The sequence below is a fragment of the Pseudomonas sp. Nvir genome, assembly GCF_963778085.1.
In the GTDB taxonomy this organism is placed as follows: Bacteria; Pseudomonadota; Gammaproteobacteria; order Pseudomonadales; family Pseudomonadaceae; genus Aquipseudomonas; species Aquipseudomonas juntendi.
In genome coordinates this window covers 1923992-1943239 of record NZ_OY970405.1, presented here as the reverse complement: position 1 = coordinate 1943239, position 19248 = coordinate 1923992, and the positions used below count along the sequence as shown (strand labels likewise).

5 protein-coding genes are annotated in these 19248 nt (G+C 68.0%); all 5 read right to left on the bottom strand.

The genetic code is table 11. From position 1 onward, the window contains the following. Positions 1-11: 11 nt before the first annotated feature. The gene (locus AACG97_RS09305) at positions 12-3206 is read right to left on the bottom strand and encodes a non-ribosomal peptide synthetase (RefSeq protein WP_225785731.1); all 3195 of its coding nucleotides are present in this window, start codon (positions 3204-3206) and stop codon (positions 12-14) included. Next, positions 3203-15325, bottom strand: a complete 12123-nt coding sequence (locus AACG97_RS09300) for a non-ribosomal peptide synthetase (protein WP_225785732.1) — start codon at positions 15323-15325, stop codon at positions 3203-3205. Before AACG97_RS09300 ends, AACG97_RS09305 begins: the two co-directional genes overlap by 4 nt. Before the next feature lie 279 nt (positions 15326-15604). Further along, positions 15605-16996, bottom strand: coding sequence for an aspartate aminotransferase family protein (locus AACG97_RS09295; protein WP_225785733.1), 1392 nt, complete (start codon positions 16994-16996; stop codon positions 15605-15607). 206 nt (positions 16997-17202) lie between these two features. Further along, entirely contained in the window at positions 17203-18525 is a 1323-nt protein-coding gene (locus AACG97_RS09290) for an ATP-binding protein (protein WP_009684794.1), read from the bottom strand. Continuing rightward, entirely contained in the window at positions 18522-19205 is a 684-nt protein-coding gene (locus AACG97_RS09285) for a response regulator (protein WP_197885780.1), read from the bottom strand. Before AACG97_RS09285 ends, AACG97_RS09290 begins: the two co-directional genes overlap by 4 nt. Between the last annotated feature and the right edge of the window lie 43 nt (positions 19206-19248).

Here is a 19248-nt window from a genome sequence, read left to right as displayed (position 1 = left end):
GGGCCCTCGGTTCAGCGCTGCGTTTCGCGCAGGCGCCGGGCCTTTTCTTCCAGTGCCGCGCGCTGCTCCGGCGGCAATGCCTCCAGTTGCAAGTGGGCACGGGCCAGCGCTTCCAGCGCCTGCGCATCGCTGCCGGGCAATGCGCCCAGGGCCTGGGCAAGCTCGGCCACGGTCGGGTTGTCGAACACCATGGCCGGGCTCACCTCGCGGCGCAGCACGTTGCGAATGCCCGCCACCAGCTTGATTGCCAGCAACGAGTGACCGCCTGCGGCAAAAAAGTCCTGGTGCAGGCCCAGCGCCGGCTGCTCCAGCAATTGCCCCATACGCTTGGCCAGCAGGCGTTCCAGCGCCGTGCGGGCTGGCTGCTGCTCGGTTTGCGGGGCCTGCGGTGCCAGCTTCGCCAAGCCCTGGCGGTCGACCTTGCCATTGGCCAGCCGGGGCAACTGCGCCACCACCTGGATACGCCGTGGTAGCAACGGCTCCGGCAGGCGCAAGGCCAGGTCGCGGCGGATACTGGCTTGCGGGTTCTGCTCATCGGCCTGCACCACCACGAAGGCCGCTGGCTGCAGCCCCGCCTGGGCGTCCTCGGCAGGTACCGCGACCACCGCTGCCTCGCGCACACAGGCCACCCGCTGCAGCTCGGCCTCAAGCTCCGCCAGCTCGACCCGGAAGCCATTGAGCTTGACCTGCTGGTCCCTGCGCCCATGCAGGGCCAGGCTGCCATCAACGCGGTAACGGGCCAGGTCGCCCGTGCGGTACAGCCGCTCTCCCGGCTCGAACGGGTGGTCGACGAAGGCTTCGCCCGCGTCGTTCAGGTAGCCCCGGCACAGCTGCCGGCCGCTGATGTAGAGCTCGCCCAGCACGCCAGGGGGCACCAGGCGGTGCCGTGCATCCAGCACGTACACCTGGTTGCCCGGCAGCACGCTGCCCAGCCCGACCGGCCCGTGGCCGAGCGGCTCAGGCGTCAGCACCTGCACCATCACTCCGACCGTGGCCTCGGTGGGGCCATAGTGGTTGAACACGCGGCAATCGGCGCGCAACTGGAAGACCCGCTGGAGCAGGCCAGGGGCTGGCGCCTCGCCACCCAGTACCAGGGTGCCAGGCAGGCGTGGTTGTTCGGCTTCGAGCAAGGCGCCCAGGTGCGAAGGGACGATCTTGAGGCAATCGACCTCGCCGGCCACCAGGTAGTCCCTGAAGCGTTCGGGGTCGCGCAGGGTGTCTTCATCCGCCACCAGCAGGCAAGCCCCGTTGTACAGGGCACCGAACAGGGTGGTATTGCCCAGGTCCGCCGCCACGCCGCTGGTGAAGGCGAACCGCGAGCACTGCTCCAGGCCCATGAGCTGCGTGGCACCGGCCAGGTAGTTGGCCAACTGCCGATGCTCGATCACCACGCCCTTGGGCTCGCCGGTGGAGCCGGAGGTGAATAGCACGTAGGCCGCCTCGTCGCCCTGCAACGGGCAAGCTTGCGCACCGTCGTCTGCCTGCTGCACCACCAGCGCCGCCGGGTCGAGCAACTGCACACCCTGCGCGTGCCACAGATCTGACTGCGCGGGCTGGCCGAGCAGCCAGGCCGCGCCCGCCAGGCCGACGATGCTGGCCTGGCGGGCCTGTGGCCAATGTGGGTCCAGCGGCACATAGGCCGCGCCCAGCCACCAGGTGGCCAGGATCGATTCCACCAGGGCACTCGAACGGGGCAAGGCGACGGCCACCCGGGCCCCCGGCCCCACACCCTGGGCAGCCAAGCCGGCAGCCAGTCGCCGGACCCGCTGCCCCAGGCCGGCGTAACTCAGGCGCTGCTCGCCGTGCACCAGCGCATCGCGGCTCGGCGCCTGTGCCAGCCACTGCGCCAGCCGGGCCATCAGCAATGGCGCCGGCGACGTCGGTACTGCCGGGTTGAGGGCCAGCAGGCGTGCCTGCTCCGCCGCACCGACCAGGTCAAGCGCGCCGATCGCGGTCGTGGCGTCATCGACAACCCCTTGCAGCAACATCAGCAACTGTTCGAGCAGACGCTGCATGCTGGAAGCGCTGTAGCAGTCGGGCAGAAAATCGAGCGCCAGTGCCTTGCATTCACCCTGCGCCGACAGCTGCACCTGCAGCATCAGTTCACAGCCATCAGCGCCTTGCGCCACCTGCTCCAGGCGCCACCCCGACGGGGCGTCGACGCAGTACTCACGCACAGCGGCAAAACCCAGGGCGGGCAGCGCCTGGTCAGGCGCCGCCGCCCAGTACTCCTGCCAGGTCACGTGCTGCGCCGCCAGCGCGGCGAACGCGCTCACCCACGCATCGAAGCGCTGGCTTTCATCAATACGCACCTGCACCGGCAGGGCCTTTTCCAGCACGCCGGCGCTCTGGGCAAAGTAGTCATAGTCCTCGCGGCCGTCATGGCGCCATTGAGCGAGGAAAGCGGGTTGGTCGCTGACCCGCCCCAGCAGCGCCCACCAGGCGGCCTGCAACAAGGCTGGCACTGCCACCTGCAATGCGGCGGCCCGGCCTTGCAGGCCGGCCTTCAGCGCCGGGTCGAGTGCGACCTGCACCCGCTGCACCGGCGTTCCACGGCTGTCGCCGAGGCGATACGCCAGCCTGGCATGGCCGCTCGCCTCACCCTGAAGATGATCGTGCCAGTAACGCTGGGCCTGCCCGGCATCCTCGTCGATGGCCGTTTCCGCACGCCATTGCAGGTACTGCTCGAAGCACCCGGCCGCCTCGTCCTGGCGTGTATCAGGTGCCCGGTACAGGGTAATCAGCCCTTCGGCCAGCAGGCCCATGCCAGGGCCATCGACCAGCACGCTGGCCACCGCCAGGGTCAGTTGCCAATGCGTCTGGTCCAGGCGCAGCAGCAAGGCTTGCGCCCAGGGGCCCTGGGTCAGGGAGAACGGCGAGTCCAACCAGGCCTGGCGCTGCTGCTCAAGCGCCTCGGCAGGCAACGCCGACAGGTGCGCGGCCAATGCCAATGGCGCGCGGTCGGCGCCAGGGCACCAGCGCAGGCCGTGGAAGCCCGGCACCGTCTGCAGCCGCGCGGTCAGCTCGGGGTGCAGCTCGGGCAGCGCGGCCACGGCGCGCTGTAGGCGCGGCACATCCAGCTCGCCCTGGATGTGCAGGGTGACCTGCCGGCACGCCTGGGCGAAGGTCGTGGCGCGCTGCAGGGCCTTCAGGGTCACTTGCTGTTGCGGGCACAGGGCAACGCTTTCAGACATTGGCGTGCTCATGCGTCCACCTCCTGTGGCTGTACCTGGGTCGCCGCCAGGCTGGCCCGGTCGAGCATGTCGCCCATGGCGACGACGATCTTGCGCGGCCCTTCGAAGGGGTCGCGGGCGTGGGCGATCAGCATGTTGTCCAGCAGGATCACGTCGCCCTTGCGCCAGTCGAAACGCACCGCGCAGGCTTCGTACAGTTCGCCGATGCGCTGCATCACCTCGTCCTCGATCGGCGAACCATCGCCGTAATACACGTTGCGCGGCATACGCTCGTTGCCGAACAGCGTCAGCAGGTCTTCGCGCACGTCGGCATCCAGGCAGGAAGGGTGGTGCAACTGCACCTGGTTGAAGAACGACCGCGCACCGCTCACCGGGTGGGTGATGATGGCCGGGCATGGCGTGCGGATCTGCAGCCCGTCATCGGCCAGCCACTGCCACTGGATACCGGAGGCCTGGCAGCGGGCCTCGACTTCGGCGCGCTGTTCGGTCTTGAAGAAATGCTGCCAGGACACGTCGAGCTTGCCGGTGAAGGTGCGCACGTACAGCAAGCCATTGCGCTCGAACCGCTCACGCAGGGCGGTGGGCAGGCGCTGGTACATCTGCCGGCAATCCACCACCGGGGTGGCGCCGCCGACCGGCGACGGCAGCTCGCAGTAGAACAGCTGCTTTCGCGGCCAGCTGTCCTGGTGGGCGCTTTCGTTGTGGAAGAGGATCATCTTCTTCTCGGGGTAAGGCGTGGAGCGGTAGGTGTTCTGCCCGCCCTCCTTCTTCGGCAGATCACCGTAGTTGCCGTACAGGCCTGGCTGCACCGCCTCGGCGAACGCCTCGAACGCCTGGCTGTCGGGGATGCTGAAATTGCGGAACAGGATGCCACCGTGGTGAACCAGCTTTTCCTCGACCCAGGCGCGGTTGGCCGCGATCCAGCCGGTCACGTCTAGGCCGGGGTCAGTCGGTTCCAGCAGCAACGGGAACACCTGCTCTGGCACCAGCAGGGACTCGCGCACCGGTTGCTGCGCTTGCCCTGCCGGACGGGCCTGGTTCTTTTTCAGGAACTTGTCCAGCTTGTTGGCTTTGCCGGCAGGTACTGCCGGGCCGGCCGCCGCGTGTTGCATTGGCACGTTCATGTCTTCCACTCTCACGCTCTGGTCACATGTGATCTGCTCGAGAACGGCGATCCAGCCGTCCACGAACCCCTGGATCTCAGCCTGCTCGAACAACGCCGAGGCATACTGCCAATGGCCGCTGAGCTCGGCCTGCTGACCCTGTTCGACGAACAGCGCCATGTCGAATTTCGACTGCTGCGACACGCTGGGCAGCGCCTCGACGCTCAACCCGTCGATACCCGCGGTGGGCAGTGGCAGGTCGTTCATCACGAACAGCACCTGCACCAGCGGGCTGATGCCCTTGTGCCGAGGTACCCGTGCGGCCTCGACGATCATGTCCAGCGGCAGGTCCTGATGCTCGAATGCGTTGAGCAACTGCTCGCGCCCCTGCGCCAGGAACTGGGCGAAGGTGCTGCCGGGCAGCTGGCGTGAGCGCACCGGCAGGACGTTGACGAAGAAACCGATCAACCCTTCAAGTTCAGGCTGCTGGCGGCCGGCGTAGTCGACGCCCACCACCACATCGTCACTGCGGGTCAGGCGGTGCAGGTAGGCCTGGAAGGCCGCCAGGATCACGCTGTACAGGGTGACCTGGGCCTGCGCCGCCAAGGCGTTGAGTGCCGCGGTCAAACCTTCGCGCAGGCGGAACGGGACCGTGCCGCCCTCATGGCTGGCCTTGGCAGGCCGCGGCTGGCGCAGCGGCAACGGCAACTGCCCGGAGTAGCCAGCCAGGGTCCGTGCCCAGTACTGCGCCTGTTGCTGCAGCACGCCAGCGTCCTGCAGCGCCTGCTGCCAGTGGGCGAAGTCCGAGTATTGCAGCGCCAGTGGCGGCAGCGGCGTGTGGTCCCCCGCACGCAGGCGGGCATAGATTCCCACCAGTTCGTTGGCCATGACCGCCATCGACCAGCCATCGGAGATAATGTGGTGCATCGAATAGAACAGCACATGCTCCTGCGGCCCCAGGCGGGCGAGCTGCATACGCAGCAGCGGCCCCTGATCGAGCACGAACGGATGGGCTTCGTTGGCCAGCGCCTGGGCCGCCACCTGGGCCTCCTGTTCGGCGCGGCTCGACTGCGACCAGTCGTGCAATGGCAGGTCTACGGCCAGGTGTGGTGCGATCAGGGCAACCGGTTCGCCCTCGCTGTCCTGGCCATAGGTGGTGCGCAGCACCTCATGGCGGCCGACCACAGCCTGCAGGCTGGCACGCAGCAGCTCGACCGACAGTTCGCCGCGCAGGCGCAACGCCATGGGCATGCCATAGGCGGCACTCCCTGGGGACAGTTGCTCGACCACCCACAACCGGCGCTGCACCAGCGCCAGCGGCGCCTGGGTGCTGACGGCGCGGGCCTGCAACAGCGGCAGCGCTGGCCGCGCCTGTTCGTCATGGCCCAGGCAGGCGACAAACGCGTCCAGCCGCGGGTGATCGAACAGGGCACGCAGCTTCAGGCCCGGCGCCAGTTGCTGGCGCACCCGCGCCACCACCTGGGTCGCCAGCAGTGAATGCCCGCCCAGGGCGAAGAAGTCATCGCTGCGCCCTACCCGCTCGACGTCCAGCACTTGGGCCCAGATCGCCGCCACCTGCTGCTCGCGCTCACCCTCGGGCGCGACATAGGCATGCCCCTGGCGGTCGGTCTGTGGCTGCGGCAACGCCTTGCGGTCGAGCTTGCCATTGGCGGTCAATGGCAGGCTGGCGAGAAACAGCAGATGGGCCGGCACCATGTGCTCGGCCAGCACCGCCTTGAGCGCGCTACGCAAGCTGTCGCGCAGGCCCTGCTGGGCCTCCAGGCTGCCGGGCAGCGCTTCGGCAGGCACCACATAGGCCACCAGCTGCGTGCCGCCCGGCCCTTCCTGGGCCAGCACCGCGGCTTCGCGCACGACCGCCTGCTCCACCAGCCGGGCCTCGATTTCCCCCAGCTCGATGCGGAAGCCCCGCACCTTGACCTGGTGGTCGATACGGCCGTTGTACTCGATCACCCCATTGCCTGCGCTACGGGCCAGGTCGCCCGTGCGGTAGAGCCGCCCGCCTCCTTGCGCGCTGGTGTCGAAGGGGTCGGGCACGAAGCGTTCGGCGGTCAGCGCCGGGCGGTTGAAATAGCCCCGGGCCAGGCCGGCCCGGCCGACATGCAGCTCACCCCGGCAACCCTGTGGCGCCAGCTCGAACGCTTCGTCCAGCAGGTACCAGGTCAGGTCGTCGATGACCCGGCCCAACGGGCTGGTCACACCGCCCTGCAAGTCCGCGCGGGTCACCGGGCGGTAGGTGACGTGTACCGTGGTCTCGGTGATGCCGTACATGTTGATCAACCGCGGTGTGGCATCGCCGAACTGGTCGAACCAGGGTGCGAGGCTGGCCACATCCAGCGCTTCACCGCCAAACACCACATAGCGCAGGGCAAGTGCCTTGCCCTCGCGGGCGCCGGCACAGGCGGCGCGAATCAGCGGTTTGAACGCCGAAGGAGTCTGGTTCAGCACCGTGACCCGCTCCTGCACCAGCAGCTCATGGAAATCTTCGGCCGAGCGTGCCACGTCCTGCGGCACGATCACCGCCCGCCCGCCATATAGCAGCGCGCCGAACAGCTCCCACACGGAGAAGTCGAAGGCGTAGGAATGGAACACCGTCCAGACATCCCCGGCGTCGAAGCCGAAATCGCCCTGGGTCGCCGCGAACAAGCGCGTGACGTTCTGGTGCGCGAGCAAGGTGCCCTTGGGCTTGCCGGTGGAGCCGGAGGTGTAGATCACATACGCCAGGTTCTGCGGATGCGCACCACTGTCGGGGTTGGCCTCGCTGTAGGCCGACCAGGCGCCCTCGCCGCTGCCCACCTCCAGGCACTGCACCGCCGGGCCGGCCGACAGCCGCTGCTGCAGGTGCGGCTGGGTCAGCACCCACTGCACGCCACTGTCCTCCAGCATGTAGGCCAGGCGTTCGCTCGGGTAATGCGGGTCCAGCGGCAGGTAGGCGCCACCGGCCTTGAGAATGGCCAACAGGCTGACGACCATCTCCAGGCTGCGCTCCAGCGCCACACCAACGCGCACATCCGGCCTTACGCCCAGCTCGCGCAGGCGGTGCGCCAGGCGGTTGGCCCGGCGATTGAGCTGGTCATAGCTCAAGTGCTGGCGGCCCAGGGTTACAGCGATGGCCTGCGGGTTGCGCACCACCTGCTGCTCGATCAGCTGGTGCAGGCAATGGCCTTGTGGATAGTGCGCGGTGCGCGGGTTCCAGGCCTGCACGGTATGGCGCTGTTCGTCGGCATCGAGCAACGCCACCCGGGCGATTGCCTGCTGCGGCGCAGCGGCGACCGCTTGCAGCAACCGCAGCCAGTGCCGCCCCAGGCGCTCGACGGTCGCGGCATCGAACAGTTCGGTCGCATAGGTCAGCGACGCCGCCAGGGTGGTGCCATTGTCGACGGTGTCCAGGGTCAGGTCGAACTGCGCGGTGCCATGGGCATGCGGCCACAACTCCAGGCTCAGCCCCGGCAGCGTGCGGCGGTCGCCCTGGGCCTGGCCCTGATGGTTGAACATGACCTGAAACAGCGGGCTGTGGCTTTGGCTGCGCTCGGGCTGCAAAGCCTCCACCAGTTGCTCGAACGGCAGGTCCTGGTGCATCTGCGCGCCCAGGGCGGCCTGTTTCACCTGGGCCAGCAAGCCGGCAAAGGTGGTGTCGGGGGCGAATTCGGCCTTCATCACCTGGGTGTTGACGAAGAAGCCGATCAACTGCTCGGTTTCCACCTGCGTGCGGTTGGCGATGGGCACGCCGACACGGATATCGGCTTGGCCCGAGTAACGTTGCAGCACGCTTTGCCAACCCGCCAGCAACACCATGAACAACGTGGCATCGGCCGCCGATGCCAACGCCCGCAACGATTGGGTGAGCGGTGCGTCGAGCTGCAGCGCCAGGCGTGCGCCAGCGTGGCTTTGCACGTTGGGCCGTGGCCGGTCGGTAGGCAGTTGCAGTAACGGCTGCTCGCTGCCCAGTTGGGCGCGCCAGTAGGCCAGCTGGCGGTCGCGTTCGCCGCCCGCCATCCATTGGCGCTGCCACTGGGCGAAATCGGCGTACTGGATCGCCAGCGCCGGCAGTGTCACGGGCTGCCCCTGGCGGTGCCCCTCATACAGTTGCACCCACTCGTCGAGCATGATCGGCACCGACCAGCCGTCGGTGACGATGTGGTGCTGGGTGACGATCAGCACATGCTCGGCCTGGCCCCGCGACAGCAGGCGCACGCGCATCAACGGCCCGTGCTGCAAGTCGAAGGGGCACTGGATTTCCGCGTCGATGCGCGCCTGCACCTGGGCATCGTCCCAGGCCTGCGCATCCTCCACGGCGAACGCCAGTGGCAGGCTGGCGTGGATGACCTGGCGCACTTGGTCGCCGTCCTGGCAGAAGGTCGTGCGCAGCGGCTCGTGGCGCGCGATCAGGTCATTGAAGCTGCGTTGCAGGGCGGGCACATGCAGTGCACCCGTCAGGCGCAGCACGGCCGGCACATGGTACGCCGCACTGTCAGGTTGCAACTGCCAGAGGAACCAGTGACGTTGCTGGCCGTAGGACAACGCCAGAGGCTGGTCACGGTCCACTTGGGGAATGCCGCCCGGGGTTGCGCGCGCCGCGCCCCCGGCCAGCGCGGCGAAGTCGGCCAGCACTGGGGCCTCGAACACGCTGCGCAGCGGCAGGTCGATGCTCAGGGCCTGACGGACCCGGGAGATCATCTGGGTGGCCAGCAACGAGTGGCCGCCCAGCTCAAAGAAGTGGTCGGCGCGCCCCACGCGGTCCAGCTTGAGCACCTGCGCCCAAAGGTCGGCGACCTGCGCCTCCAGGGTACTGGCCGGGGCCTGGTAGGCCTGTTGCAGCAGACTGGCATCGACCGCCGGCAGCGCCTTGCGGTCCAGCTTGCCGTTGGGCGACAACGGCAATGCCGGAAGGATGAGCAGGAACGCCGGCACCATGTGTTCGGGCAGGCTGCCCTTGAGCGCATCACGCAAGGTGTCACGCAGCGCCGCTTCGGCCTGCAGGTCGCCGGCCTGCCCAGCATCGGCAGGCACCACGTAGCCCACCAGTTGCACGCCGTTGGCGGTCGGCTGCGCCAGCACCACGGCTTCGCGCACCAGGGCGTGGCCCAGCAGGTGGCCCTCGATCTCGCCCATTTCCACCCGGAACCCGCGGACCTTGACCTGGTGGTCGATCCGCCCGCTGTATTCCAGCACACCATCGGTGCGGTACCGCGCCAGGTCACCGGTGCGGTACAGGCGCCCACCGCCTGCCAGGCTGGTGTCGAAGGGGTCGGGCACGAAGCGCTCGGCGGTCAGCGCCGGCCGGTTGAAATAGCCCCGCGCCAGGCAACCGTTGCCGCCGATCAACAGCTCTGCCACCACCCCCACGGGCGCCAGCGTGAAGCCGCTGTCGCACAGGTAGGTGGCACGCCCGCCGATGGCCGTGCCGATCGGTACGCTGGCCTTGGGCAACGCCTGCAAGGCGCTGGCCGAGCAGTCGAACACGGTCGACACCACCGTGGCCTCGGTCGGCCCGTAGGTATTGAGCAGACGCACGCCCTTGAGGCAGGAGGCAAACCAGTCGTTGAGGCCTTCGGGCGGCATGGCTTCGCCGCCCACGTGCACCTGGCGCAGGGCGCCACAGGACGACGCACCGCGCATGTGCGCGGCGAACAGCCGCCAGTACGCGGTGGGCAGGTCGGCCACGGTAACGCCCTGGCGGACGATGGTGTCGGTCAGCGTCTCGATGTCCCAGCGCTGTTCGCCCCGCATCACCACCTGCGCGCCCACGCACAGCGCCGGGTACAGTTGCTCGACGAAGCCGTCGAAGCTGACGGTGGCGAACTGCAACACCTTGTCTTCAGGGGTGAGTCGCGAATACTCCGCGGCCACCTGGCAGAACGCCGACAGTTCGCCACGAGCGATGGCCACGCCCTTGGGCTTGCCGGTGGAGCCGGAGGTGTAGATCACATAGGCCAGGTTGCTTGCCACGGTCAGCGGCTGCGGGTTGCCCTCGTTGCCGCCCGCCAATGCCTCCTGCGCCGCGCTCAGGTGCATGCGGCGCACGCCTGCCAGGTCTGGCAGGCTCGACGCCAGTTCGGCCTGGCTCAACAGCAGTTCGATGCCACTGTCCTGGAGCATGTGCACCAGCCGCCCGCGCGGGTAGGACGGGTCCAGCGGCACATAGGCGCCACCGGCCTTGAGAACCGCCAGCAGGCCGACGATCAGTTCGAGGCTGCGCTGCGCTGCGATGCCGACCCGCACGTCGGGGCCCACGCCCTGTTCGCGCAAGCGGTGCGCCAGGCGGTTGGCCCGGCGGTTCAGCTCGCCGTAAGTCATGCTTTGGGCGTCGAGCACCAACGCCGTGGCCTGCGGCCGTGCCTGGGCCTGGGCTTCGATCAGTTGCAGGGTGTCAGGCGCCAGTGCGGTGGTGATGGGCAGCGGGTTCCAGTCCTGGACCAGCTGGCGCTGCTGCGCGGCATCTACAATCGGCAGCTCGGCAACAGCCACCTCGGCCTGACCGAGGCTGGCCAGCAAGGTCAGCCAGTGCCCCGCCAGGCGCTGGATGCGCTCGGCATCGAACAGGTCGGTGGCATAGTTGAAGGTCGCGGTCACACCGTCCGAGCGCTCCAGGGTGTCCAGCGACAGGTCGAACTGGGTGGTCTGCTCCAGCCACTGCACTTCTTCCACGTGCAAGCCCTGCACGCTGTCACTGGAGACCTTCTCGCCCACATCCAGCAGGTGGTTGAACATCACCTGGAACAGTGGGTTGTGGCCCAGGCCGCGCTCCGGCTTGAGCTGCTCGACCAGCACGTCGAAGGGGATGTCCTTGTTGGCCTGGGCCTGAAGGGTGGTTTCCTTGACCGCGGCCAGCAACTGCCCAAAGGTGTGCGCGGGCACGATGCCGACCCGGGCAATGAGGGTATTGACGAAAAAGCCGATCAGGCCTTCCAGTTCCAGGCGGTTGCGATTGGTGACGGGAATACCAATGTTGAGGGTCTCCCGCCCGCTGTAGCGCGACAGCAGCAGGGCGAACGAGGCCAGGAACACATGGAACAGCGTGGCATTGGCTGCCACCGCCAGGCACCGCAGCTGGCCGGTCAATTCGGCGGGCAGTTGCACGTCGATGCGCCCGCCGCGGTAGCTCTGTTGCTGTGGACGCAAGCGGTCGGCAGGCAACTCCAGCACCGCGAAATCGTCCTCCAGGTTGGCCTTCCAGAACGCCAGCTGCGCCTGCAACTGGCCCTCGGCCAGGCGCTGGCGCTGCCAGCCGGCATAGTCGGCGTACTGCACCGCCAGCGCCGGGCGCTGGTCGGCCTGCCCCTGGGTGCGGGCGTTGTACGCGGCGGCCAGCTCGCGCACCATCACGCTCATCGACCAGCCGTCGGAGACGATATGGTGCAACGACACGGCCAGCAGGTGCTCCTGCGCGGAAGTGCGCCACAGCGCGACGCGCAGCAGCGGCCCTTGGGCCAGGTCGAAGGGGCTGGCGAACAGCTGGTCCAAGTGAGGCTTGAGCGCATCGCGTGACAGACCGATCAGGTCCTGGGACTCGATGAGCACCGGCGCGGCCGGTTTCACCACCTGCCAGGGCAGGCCATCGTGCTCGGCGAACACGGTGCGCAGGCTTTCGTGCCGCGCGACCAGCGCATCGAAGGCGGCCTGCAGGGCGCCCAGGTCCAGCGCGCCGCGCAAGGTCACCGCCAGTGGCGTGTTGTAGGCGGTGCTGTCGGGGTTGAGCTTCCAGAACATCCACTGCCGGTACTGAGCATGGGAGACGGGCAGGCGCTCGCTGCGGTCCAGCAGCGCGATGGCGCCGCCGCCGGTTTGCTCCAGGCCTTCGAGTACCTGGGCATACGCCTCCAGGTCACGGGTATCGAACAGCACGCGCAAGGCCACTTCCCGCTGCAACTGCTGGCGGATCCGCGACACCACCTGGGTGGCCAGCAACGAGTGGCCGCCCAACGCGAAGAAATTGTCGTCCAGGCCCACCTGGTCCACTTGCAGCACCTCGGCCCAGATTGCCGCCACCTCCGCTTGCAGCGCGGTTACCGGGGCACGGTAGTCCACCTGGGTGGTCACCGCCTGCGGCAGGGCTTGCAGGTCGACCTTGCCGTTGGCTGTCACCGGCAGGTGCGGCAACAGCATCAGGTACCGCGGCACCATGTGCTCGGGCAGCGTCTGGCGCAGCGCCTGGCGGGTGGCGTCGATGCAGGCCTGCCGGCCCGCCTCGTCCGCAGGCCACGCCCTGGGCACCAGGTAGGCGGCCAGTTGCCGGTTGTCCTGCTCGCCGACCACGCGCACCACGGCGGTGTCCAGCTCGGGTAACTGGCGCAGGCAGTTGTCGATTTCCGCCAGTTCCACGCGATAGCCACGGATCTTCAACTGGCCGTCCATGCGCCCGGCGAACGCCAGTTGGCCGTGGCCATCACGGCGGACCCAGTCGCCGCTGCGGTACAGGCGCCCGCCCTGGCCCGAAGGGTCGGGCACGAAGCGCTCGGCGGTCAGCGCCGGCTGCCCCAGGTAGCCCCTGGCCAGGCCCGCACCGCCCAGGTACAACTCGCCGCGCGCGCCAGCGGGCACCGGCAGCAGGCAGGCGTCGAAAACCTGCGCGCTGAGGTTGCCCAGCGGGCGCCCCAGCAAGGCCTGGCCGTGGACCTCATGGGTCAGCACACCGACCGTGGTTTCGGTCGGGCCGTAGTGGTTGAGCAGCCGCAGCCCCGGTGCCAGCGCGGCGATGCGCGCGATCAGCGCTGGGCTGATGGCCTCACCGCCGACCACCAGGCAGCGCCGAGGCAGGGCATCGCTGCCGGCGGCGAGCATCGCCTGCAGGTGCGAGGGCACCATCTTCACCGCGTCGATGGCATGCCGTTGCAGGTAGTGCGCGTAGGCCTGGGCGTCCAGCACCGTATCATTGGCCAGCATGTGCAAGGTCTTGCCGTTGCACAGGGCGCCGAAGAGCATGGTGTGCCCCAGGTCTGCCGCCGGTGTGGTGACCATCGCCAGGCTGCGCAGTTCGTCGATACGCAGGCGTTCGCCCACGCTTTGCACATAGTTGGCCAGGGCGCCATGGCTGATGGCGACGCCCTTTGGTGTGCCGGTGGTACCGGAGGTGTAGATCACGTACGCCAGGTTGTCGGCGTGCACAGGCACGCGCGGCAACGGCGCCGCCGGGTAATCACCCGTGGGGTCGATACGCTCGATGCCGGGCGCCAGTTCCAGCCGCCCCGCCGGGGCCAGTACCCGCTTGACCTGGCTGTCGGCCAGCATGAAATCCAGCCGCGCCTGAGGCTGCTCCGGCTCCAGCGGCAGGTAGGCAGCACCAGCCTTGAGCACGGCCAGGATGGCGACCAGCATGTCGATGGAGCGATCGGCCAGCACCGCCACCCGCTCGTCGGGCTGCACGCCGGCGCCCAGCAGCACCCGGGCCAGGCCCTCGGCGCGGGTTTGCAGGGCGCCATGGCTGATCTGCTGGCTGCCACTGACTGCCGCCAACTGCTGCGGATCGCGTGCGGCAGCGGCATCGATCAGCGTGTGGACCGCCGCGGGGGCGTCAAACGCCTGGGGCACGACCAAGGGCGCTTCATCGCCCAGCACCAGCTCGCCCACCGGGCCTTGCGCACGCTCGGTCAGGCCCTGTAGCAGGCGCAGCCAGTGCTGGCTGAGCGTCGCCACGGTGTGCGGTTCGAAGCGGTCCACGGCATAGGTGAACACCGCGTGCAGGCGGCCGGCACTCTCGTAGGTGTCCAGCGACAGGTCGAAACGTGCGCTGTGCTTGTCCAGCGCGACTTTTTCCAGGCTCAGGCCGCTGGCCAGCTGAATCTGCCCTGCATCGGCGATGGCCGCCTGATGGTTGAACAGCACCTGGAACAACGGGGTATGGCTGACACTGCGCGGCACGCCCAGGGCCTCGACCAACTGCTCGAACGGCAGGTCCTGATGGGCCTGGGCCCCCAACGCGGTGTCCTTGACCCGATGCAGCAGCTGCGCAACGTCCATCAGCGGGTCGATCTCGGTGTGCAGCACCTGGGTATTGATGAAGCAGCCGATCAGGCCTTCCACTTCACTGCGGTGGCGGTTGGCGACCGGTACGCCGACGCGAATGGCCCGCTGGCCGCTGTAACGCTGCAGCAGCAACTTGAACGAGGCCAGCAGCACCATGAACAAGGTCACGCCATGGGCCTTGGCCAGGCCGGCCAGGCGCGCCGCCAGGTCCGCCTCGAGCTGCAGTTCCACACGCTTGCCGCGCAAGCTGGGCAGCGCTTGCTGCGGGTGGTCGAACGGCAAGTCGAGCGGCGCATGGTCGTCGCCCAGCTTGTCGCGCCAGTACGCCATTTGCCGCTCCTGCTCGCCCGCCTCCAGCCAGCTGCGCTGCCACAGGGCGTAGTCGCGGTACTGGATGGGCAAGGCCGGCAACGACAGCGGTACCTGGCTGCACGCGGCGTCGTACAGCTGCACGAACTCGTCGACCAGTACATTCAGCGACCAGCCGTCGGCGACGATGTGGTGCAGCGTCAACATCAGCACATGCTCTTGCGCCTGCAACTTCACCAGTTGCACCCGCAGCAGCGGCCCTTGCACCAGGTCGAACGGCGCCTGCGCCTCGGCGGCGCCGAGCGTGAGGACCTGCTGCTCGCGCTCGCCGGCCTCGAGCAGGCTGAGGTCGTGGCGGGTGATGGCCACTGCAGCGGGCGGCAGTACCTCCTGCAACCATTCGTCGGCGTCGGCCCGCAGGCGTGTGCGCAGGCTTTCGTGGCGGGCCACCAACTGATCGAACGCAGCTTGCAGCGCGACAAGATTCAGCTCGCCCTTGAGCCTTACGGCCATGGGCAGGTTGTAGGCCGCGCCCTGTGGGTCCAGCTGCCACAAGAACGCCATGCGCCGCTGTGCATACGAGAGCCGGTCACGGCTGGCCTCGGCGACATTGCCCGGGATCGGAAACACGGCAAAATCCACCCCCTCTCGTTGCAGCGCGGCCAGGAACAAACGGCGTTTTTCCGGCGGCAGTTCAATGAAGCGGCGAGCGAGTTTCAACGAATCTTCGGCATTCATGCGATGCGTCCTTAGCAATAGGAAGCGGGACCAGAGGGTCCAGTCATCCCACAAGGACGAAACTGCGCGAGGCCGATTTAGCCCCTGCAGCCGCGCGGCCGGGCGCCTTCAAATGCATGCGCCGAACTTGGCCTACGGTGACGTCATGCGGTTATGAATGGAAACCCTGCGGGAAGAGATCAGTAGCGCCAGCAGTGGGTTTCACGCCTGGTGGCGGGAGAAGCGGCGACGGTGATGGATAGGCTATTGGCGGGGCCGCTTTGTGGCCCCGCCAATCAGTCAGACCGCCGCGATCAACGCCTCGGCAAAGCGCTGCGCGACTTCATCGATCTGCTCGCCGCTGATGATCAACGGCGGCAAGAAGCGCACCACCGCACCATGTCGCCCTCCCAGCTCCAGAATCAGGCCACGCTTGAGGCACTCGCGCTGCACCTTGGGCGCCAGGTCGCGGTTAGCCGGTGGGTGGCCCAGCACATCGGGCTGGCCTTGCGGGTCGACCAGCTCCACGCCCAGCATCAAGCCCCGGCCACGGATATCACCCAACTGCGGGTAGTCCCGCTGCAGGCGCTGCAGGTGCCCACGCAACCGTAGCCCCATGGCCTCGGCATGCTCGGCCAGGCGATGCTCGACCAGGTAATCGATTACCGCCGAACCCGCCGCCATGGCCATCTGGTTACCGCGGAAGGTGCCGGCGTGCGCCCCCGGTTTCCACGTGTCCAGCCAGTCGCGATACACCACCACCGCCAACGGCAGGCTGCCGCCAATGGCCTTGGACAGCGTGACCACGTCCGGCACGATGCCGGCATGCTCGAAGGCGAACATCCGCCCGGTACGGGCAAAGCCGCTCTGAATCTCATCGACGATCAAGGCCACACCCGCCTGCTCGGTGATCCGGCGCACGCCCTTGAGCCATTCGATATCGGCCGGGATCACCCCGCCCTCGCCCTGCACCACCTCCAGGATGACTGCAGCCGGCAGTGGCACCCCGCTTTCCGGATCGAGCAGCAGGTTTTGCAGGTAATGCAGGTTGGCCTTGACCCCGGACTCACCGCCCAGGCCGAACGGGCAGCGGTAGTCGTACGGGTATGGCATGAACTGCACGCCGCTGCTCAACAAGGCACCCAGCGGTTGCTTGGGACCATGGCTGCCCATCAGGCTCAGGGCCCCCTGACTCATGCCATGGTAGGCACCCTGGAAGGCCAACACGGTGCTGCGCCCGGTGGCGCTGCGCACCAGCTTGAGTGCCGCCTCCACGGCGTCGGTCCCGGTCGGGCCGCAGAACTGCACCTTGGCCTCGCGGCGCAGGGCCTCGGGCAGGATGCTGTACAGGTCCTGAACGAAGCGGTCCTTGACCGGTGTGGTCAGGTCGAGTGTGTGCAAGGGGATCTCATCGGCCAGCACACGCTGGATCGCCTCGATCACCACCGGGTGGTTATGGCCCAGCGCCAGGGTGCCGGCGCCCGCCAGGCAGTCGATGAACTGTCGGCCTTCGACGTCTTCGACGTGGATACCCCTGGCGCGCTTGAGCGCCAGCGGGATGCGCCGTGGGTAGCTGCGGGCGTTGGACTCCTGCTGTTGCTGGCGTTGCAGCAACGGTGAGTCGGTGAATTCGTACAGGGCCTGCGACACGCTGGCCGGCGGGACCTGGGCAAGGCTGGAAGCGGTGGACATGGGTAAATCCTCGCAAGCGAGCGAAAGTGCGGGTGTTCGTCGCTTGGAAAACGCTTGAGTGCTGGGAGGATTTAGCGGTTGTTACTGGATTTTACTCACCCTGTGCCGGCCCTTTCGCGGGCTTGCCCGCTCCCACAGGGTCAGGCCCTGTGCAGTACCTGTGGGTGCGGGCAAGCCCGCGAAAGGGCCGGCACAGGCAGTGAAAATCAACTGCTCGAACGCGCCGGCACTTGCAACCACACCCGCAAGCCATCGCTACTGCTGTCGAACCTGAGGCTACCGGCACACCGCTGCACGATCGCCTGCACGATCGCCAACCCCAGCCCGCAACCACCGCTCTGCCCGCTGCGCCAGAAACGCTCGGTAAGGTGTTCCAGATCCGCCTCGGCAATCCCCGGCCCATGGTCACGCACCATGAAGCCCACCTGCCCGTCAGCCATCTGCACCTCCAACTCCACTGCCTGTTCGCCGCCATGGCGCAGGGCGTTGTCCAGCAGGTTGCGCAGCGCGGCCACTGCCAGCGGCGCCGGCATGCCCAGGTAGATCTGCGTGGCCTCTTCAGGCAGGCGCAACACGATACGCCGGTTGTCACCCCCGCCCGCGTCCTGTACGGCCTGGCGGGCCACCTGCTCGGCGCTGCACTGCACGCCATCCTCGAACGAAAGGCTGCCCTCCACCCGTGCCAGCATCAGCAACTGCTCAAGGGTACGGTGCATGCGGTCGGCGCCCTGCTCGGCATGCTCCAGTGCCTGCTCGCGCACGGCGCCATCGGTCATGCGCGCCACCTGCAGGTGGGTCTTGATTGCGGTCAACGGGCTGCGCAACTCGTGCGCAGCATCGTCGGTCAGGCGCCGCTCGCGTTCGATGGTCTGGGCAATGCGCAGGAACAGCTGGTTTTGGGTGTCCAGCAACGGTTGCAACTCGCTGGGCAGGCCCGCCACCTGCAACGGCTCCACGCTGTCGGCGCGCCTGCGGCGCAAGGCATCGCGCATGCGGTTGAGCGGTTCCAAGCCCTTGCCCAGGCCGATCCACAACAACCCCAGGCTACCGAGCAGGGCCATCAGCACCGGCGCCGAAGCCGCCAGCAGGATCGACTGGTTCAGCGCTTCACGCTCCATATGCCGGTCGGCGGTGGTGATGCGCACATCCCCATGGTTGTAGGTGAAGGTGCGCCACGAAGCGCCGTCGATGGTCTGGTCGCGGAAGCCGCTGCGCTCGTCATCCATGGTCCCGTCGTGCTTGTGGTTGCTGGCGAGGATTTCGCCGCGCAGCGAGCTGACCTGGCAGGCCATGCCGTCCGGCACGCTGAACTGGTCGGCCGAGAAATGCGCCTCGCCGCCCTTGGCCGTCAATGGCTGCGGCAACTGGTCGATCAGCCCGGCGACCATGCGCGCCGAGGCGACCAGCCGTTGGTCGAGGGAAAACATCATCTGCTGGCGCAGGTCGCGCAGCATCCATGCCGCAGCCAGCACCCAGATGATGATGAAGGCACTGCCCAGGATCAGGCTCAAGCGTACCCGCAGGCTCATGGTGCAGCCTCTTCCGGTGCCTGCGCCGGGCCCAGGCGGTAGCCCAGGCCGCGCACGGTCTCGACGATACCGTTGCCGAGCTTGCGCCGCAGGTGGTGGATATGCACGTTCAGGGCGTTGCTTTCCACTTCGTCACTGAAGCCATACACGCAGTCCTTCAACTGCTCGCTGGACAACACCCGCCCGGGGTTTTGCAGCAGGGCCTGCAACAGCGCCTGTTCACGGCGGGAAAGGTCGACCTGCTGGCCGGCCAGGGTCGCCTCGCAACTGCTGGGGTCGTAACGCAGCGGGCCGTGCTCGATCACATTGACCGCCCGCCCGGCCACCCGCCGTAGCAGGGTGTGCAGGCGTGCAGCCAGCTCGCGCAGGTCGAAGGGCTTGAGCAGGTAATCGTCGGCACCGGCCTGCAGGCCATCGACGCGATCGGTGACGGCGTCGCGCGCGGTAAGCACCAGCACCGGCAAGGTCTCGCCTTTTTCGCGCAGGCGGCGCAGCAGCTTGAGGCCGTCTTCGTCGGGCAGGCCCAGGTCGAGGATCATCACGTCGAACTGCGCCGCCTGCAGGATGGCCCGCGCAGCGGCGGCGTTGCCCACCCGGTCGACGGTCAGGCCCTGGGCTGTAAGGCCGGCGCAGATGCCGGCGGCGATCAGGTCATCGTCCTCGCAGAGCAGAACGTGCATGGTGTGGGCTCCCAGTGGTGTGGCTGGCATTGCACTATGAAGG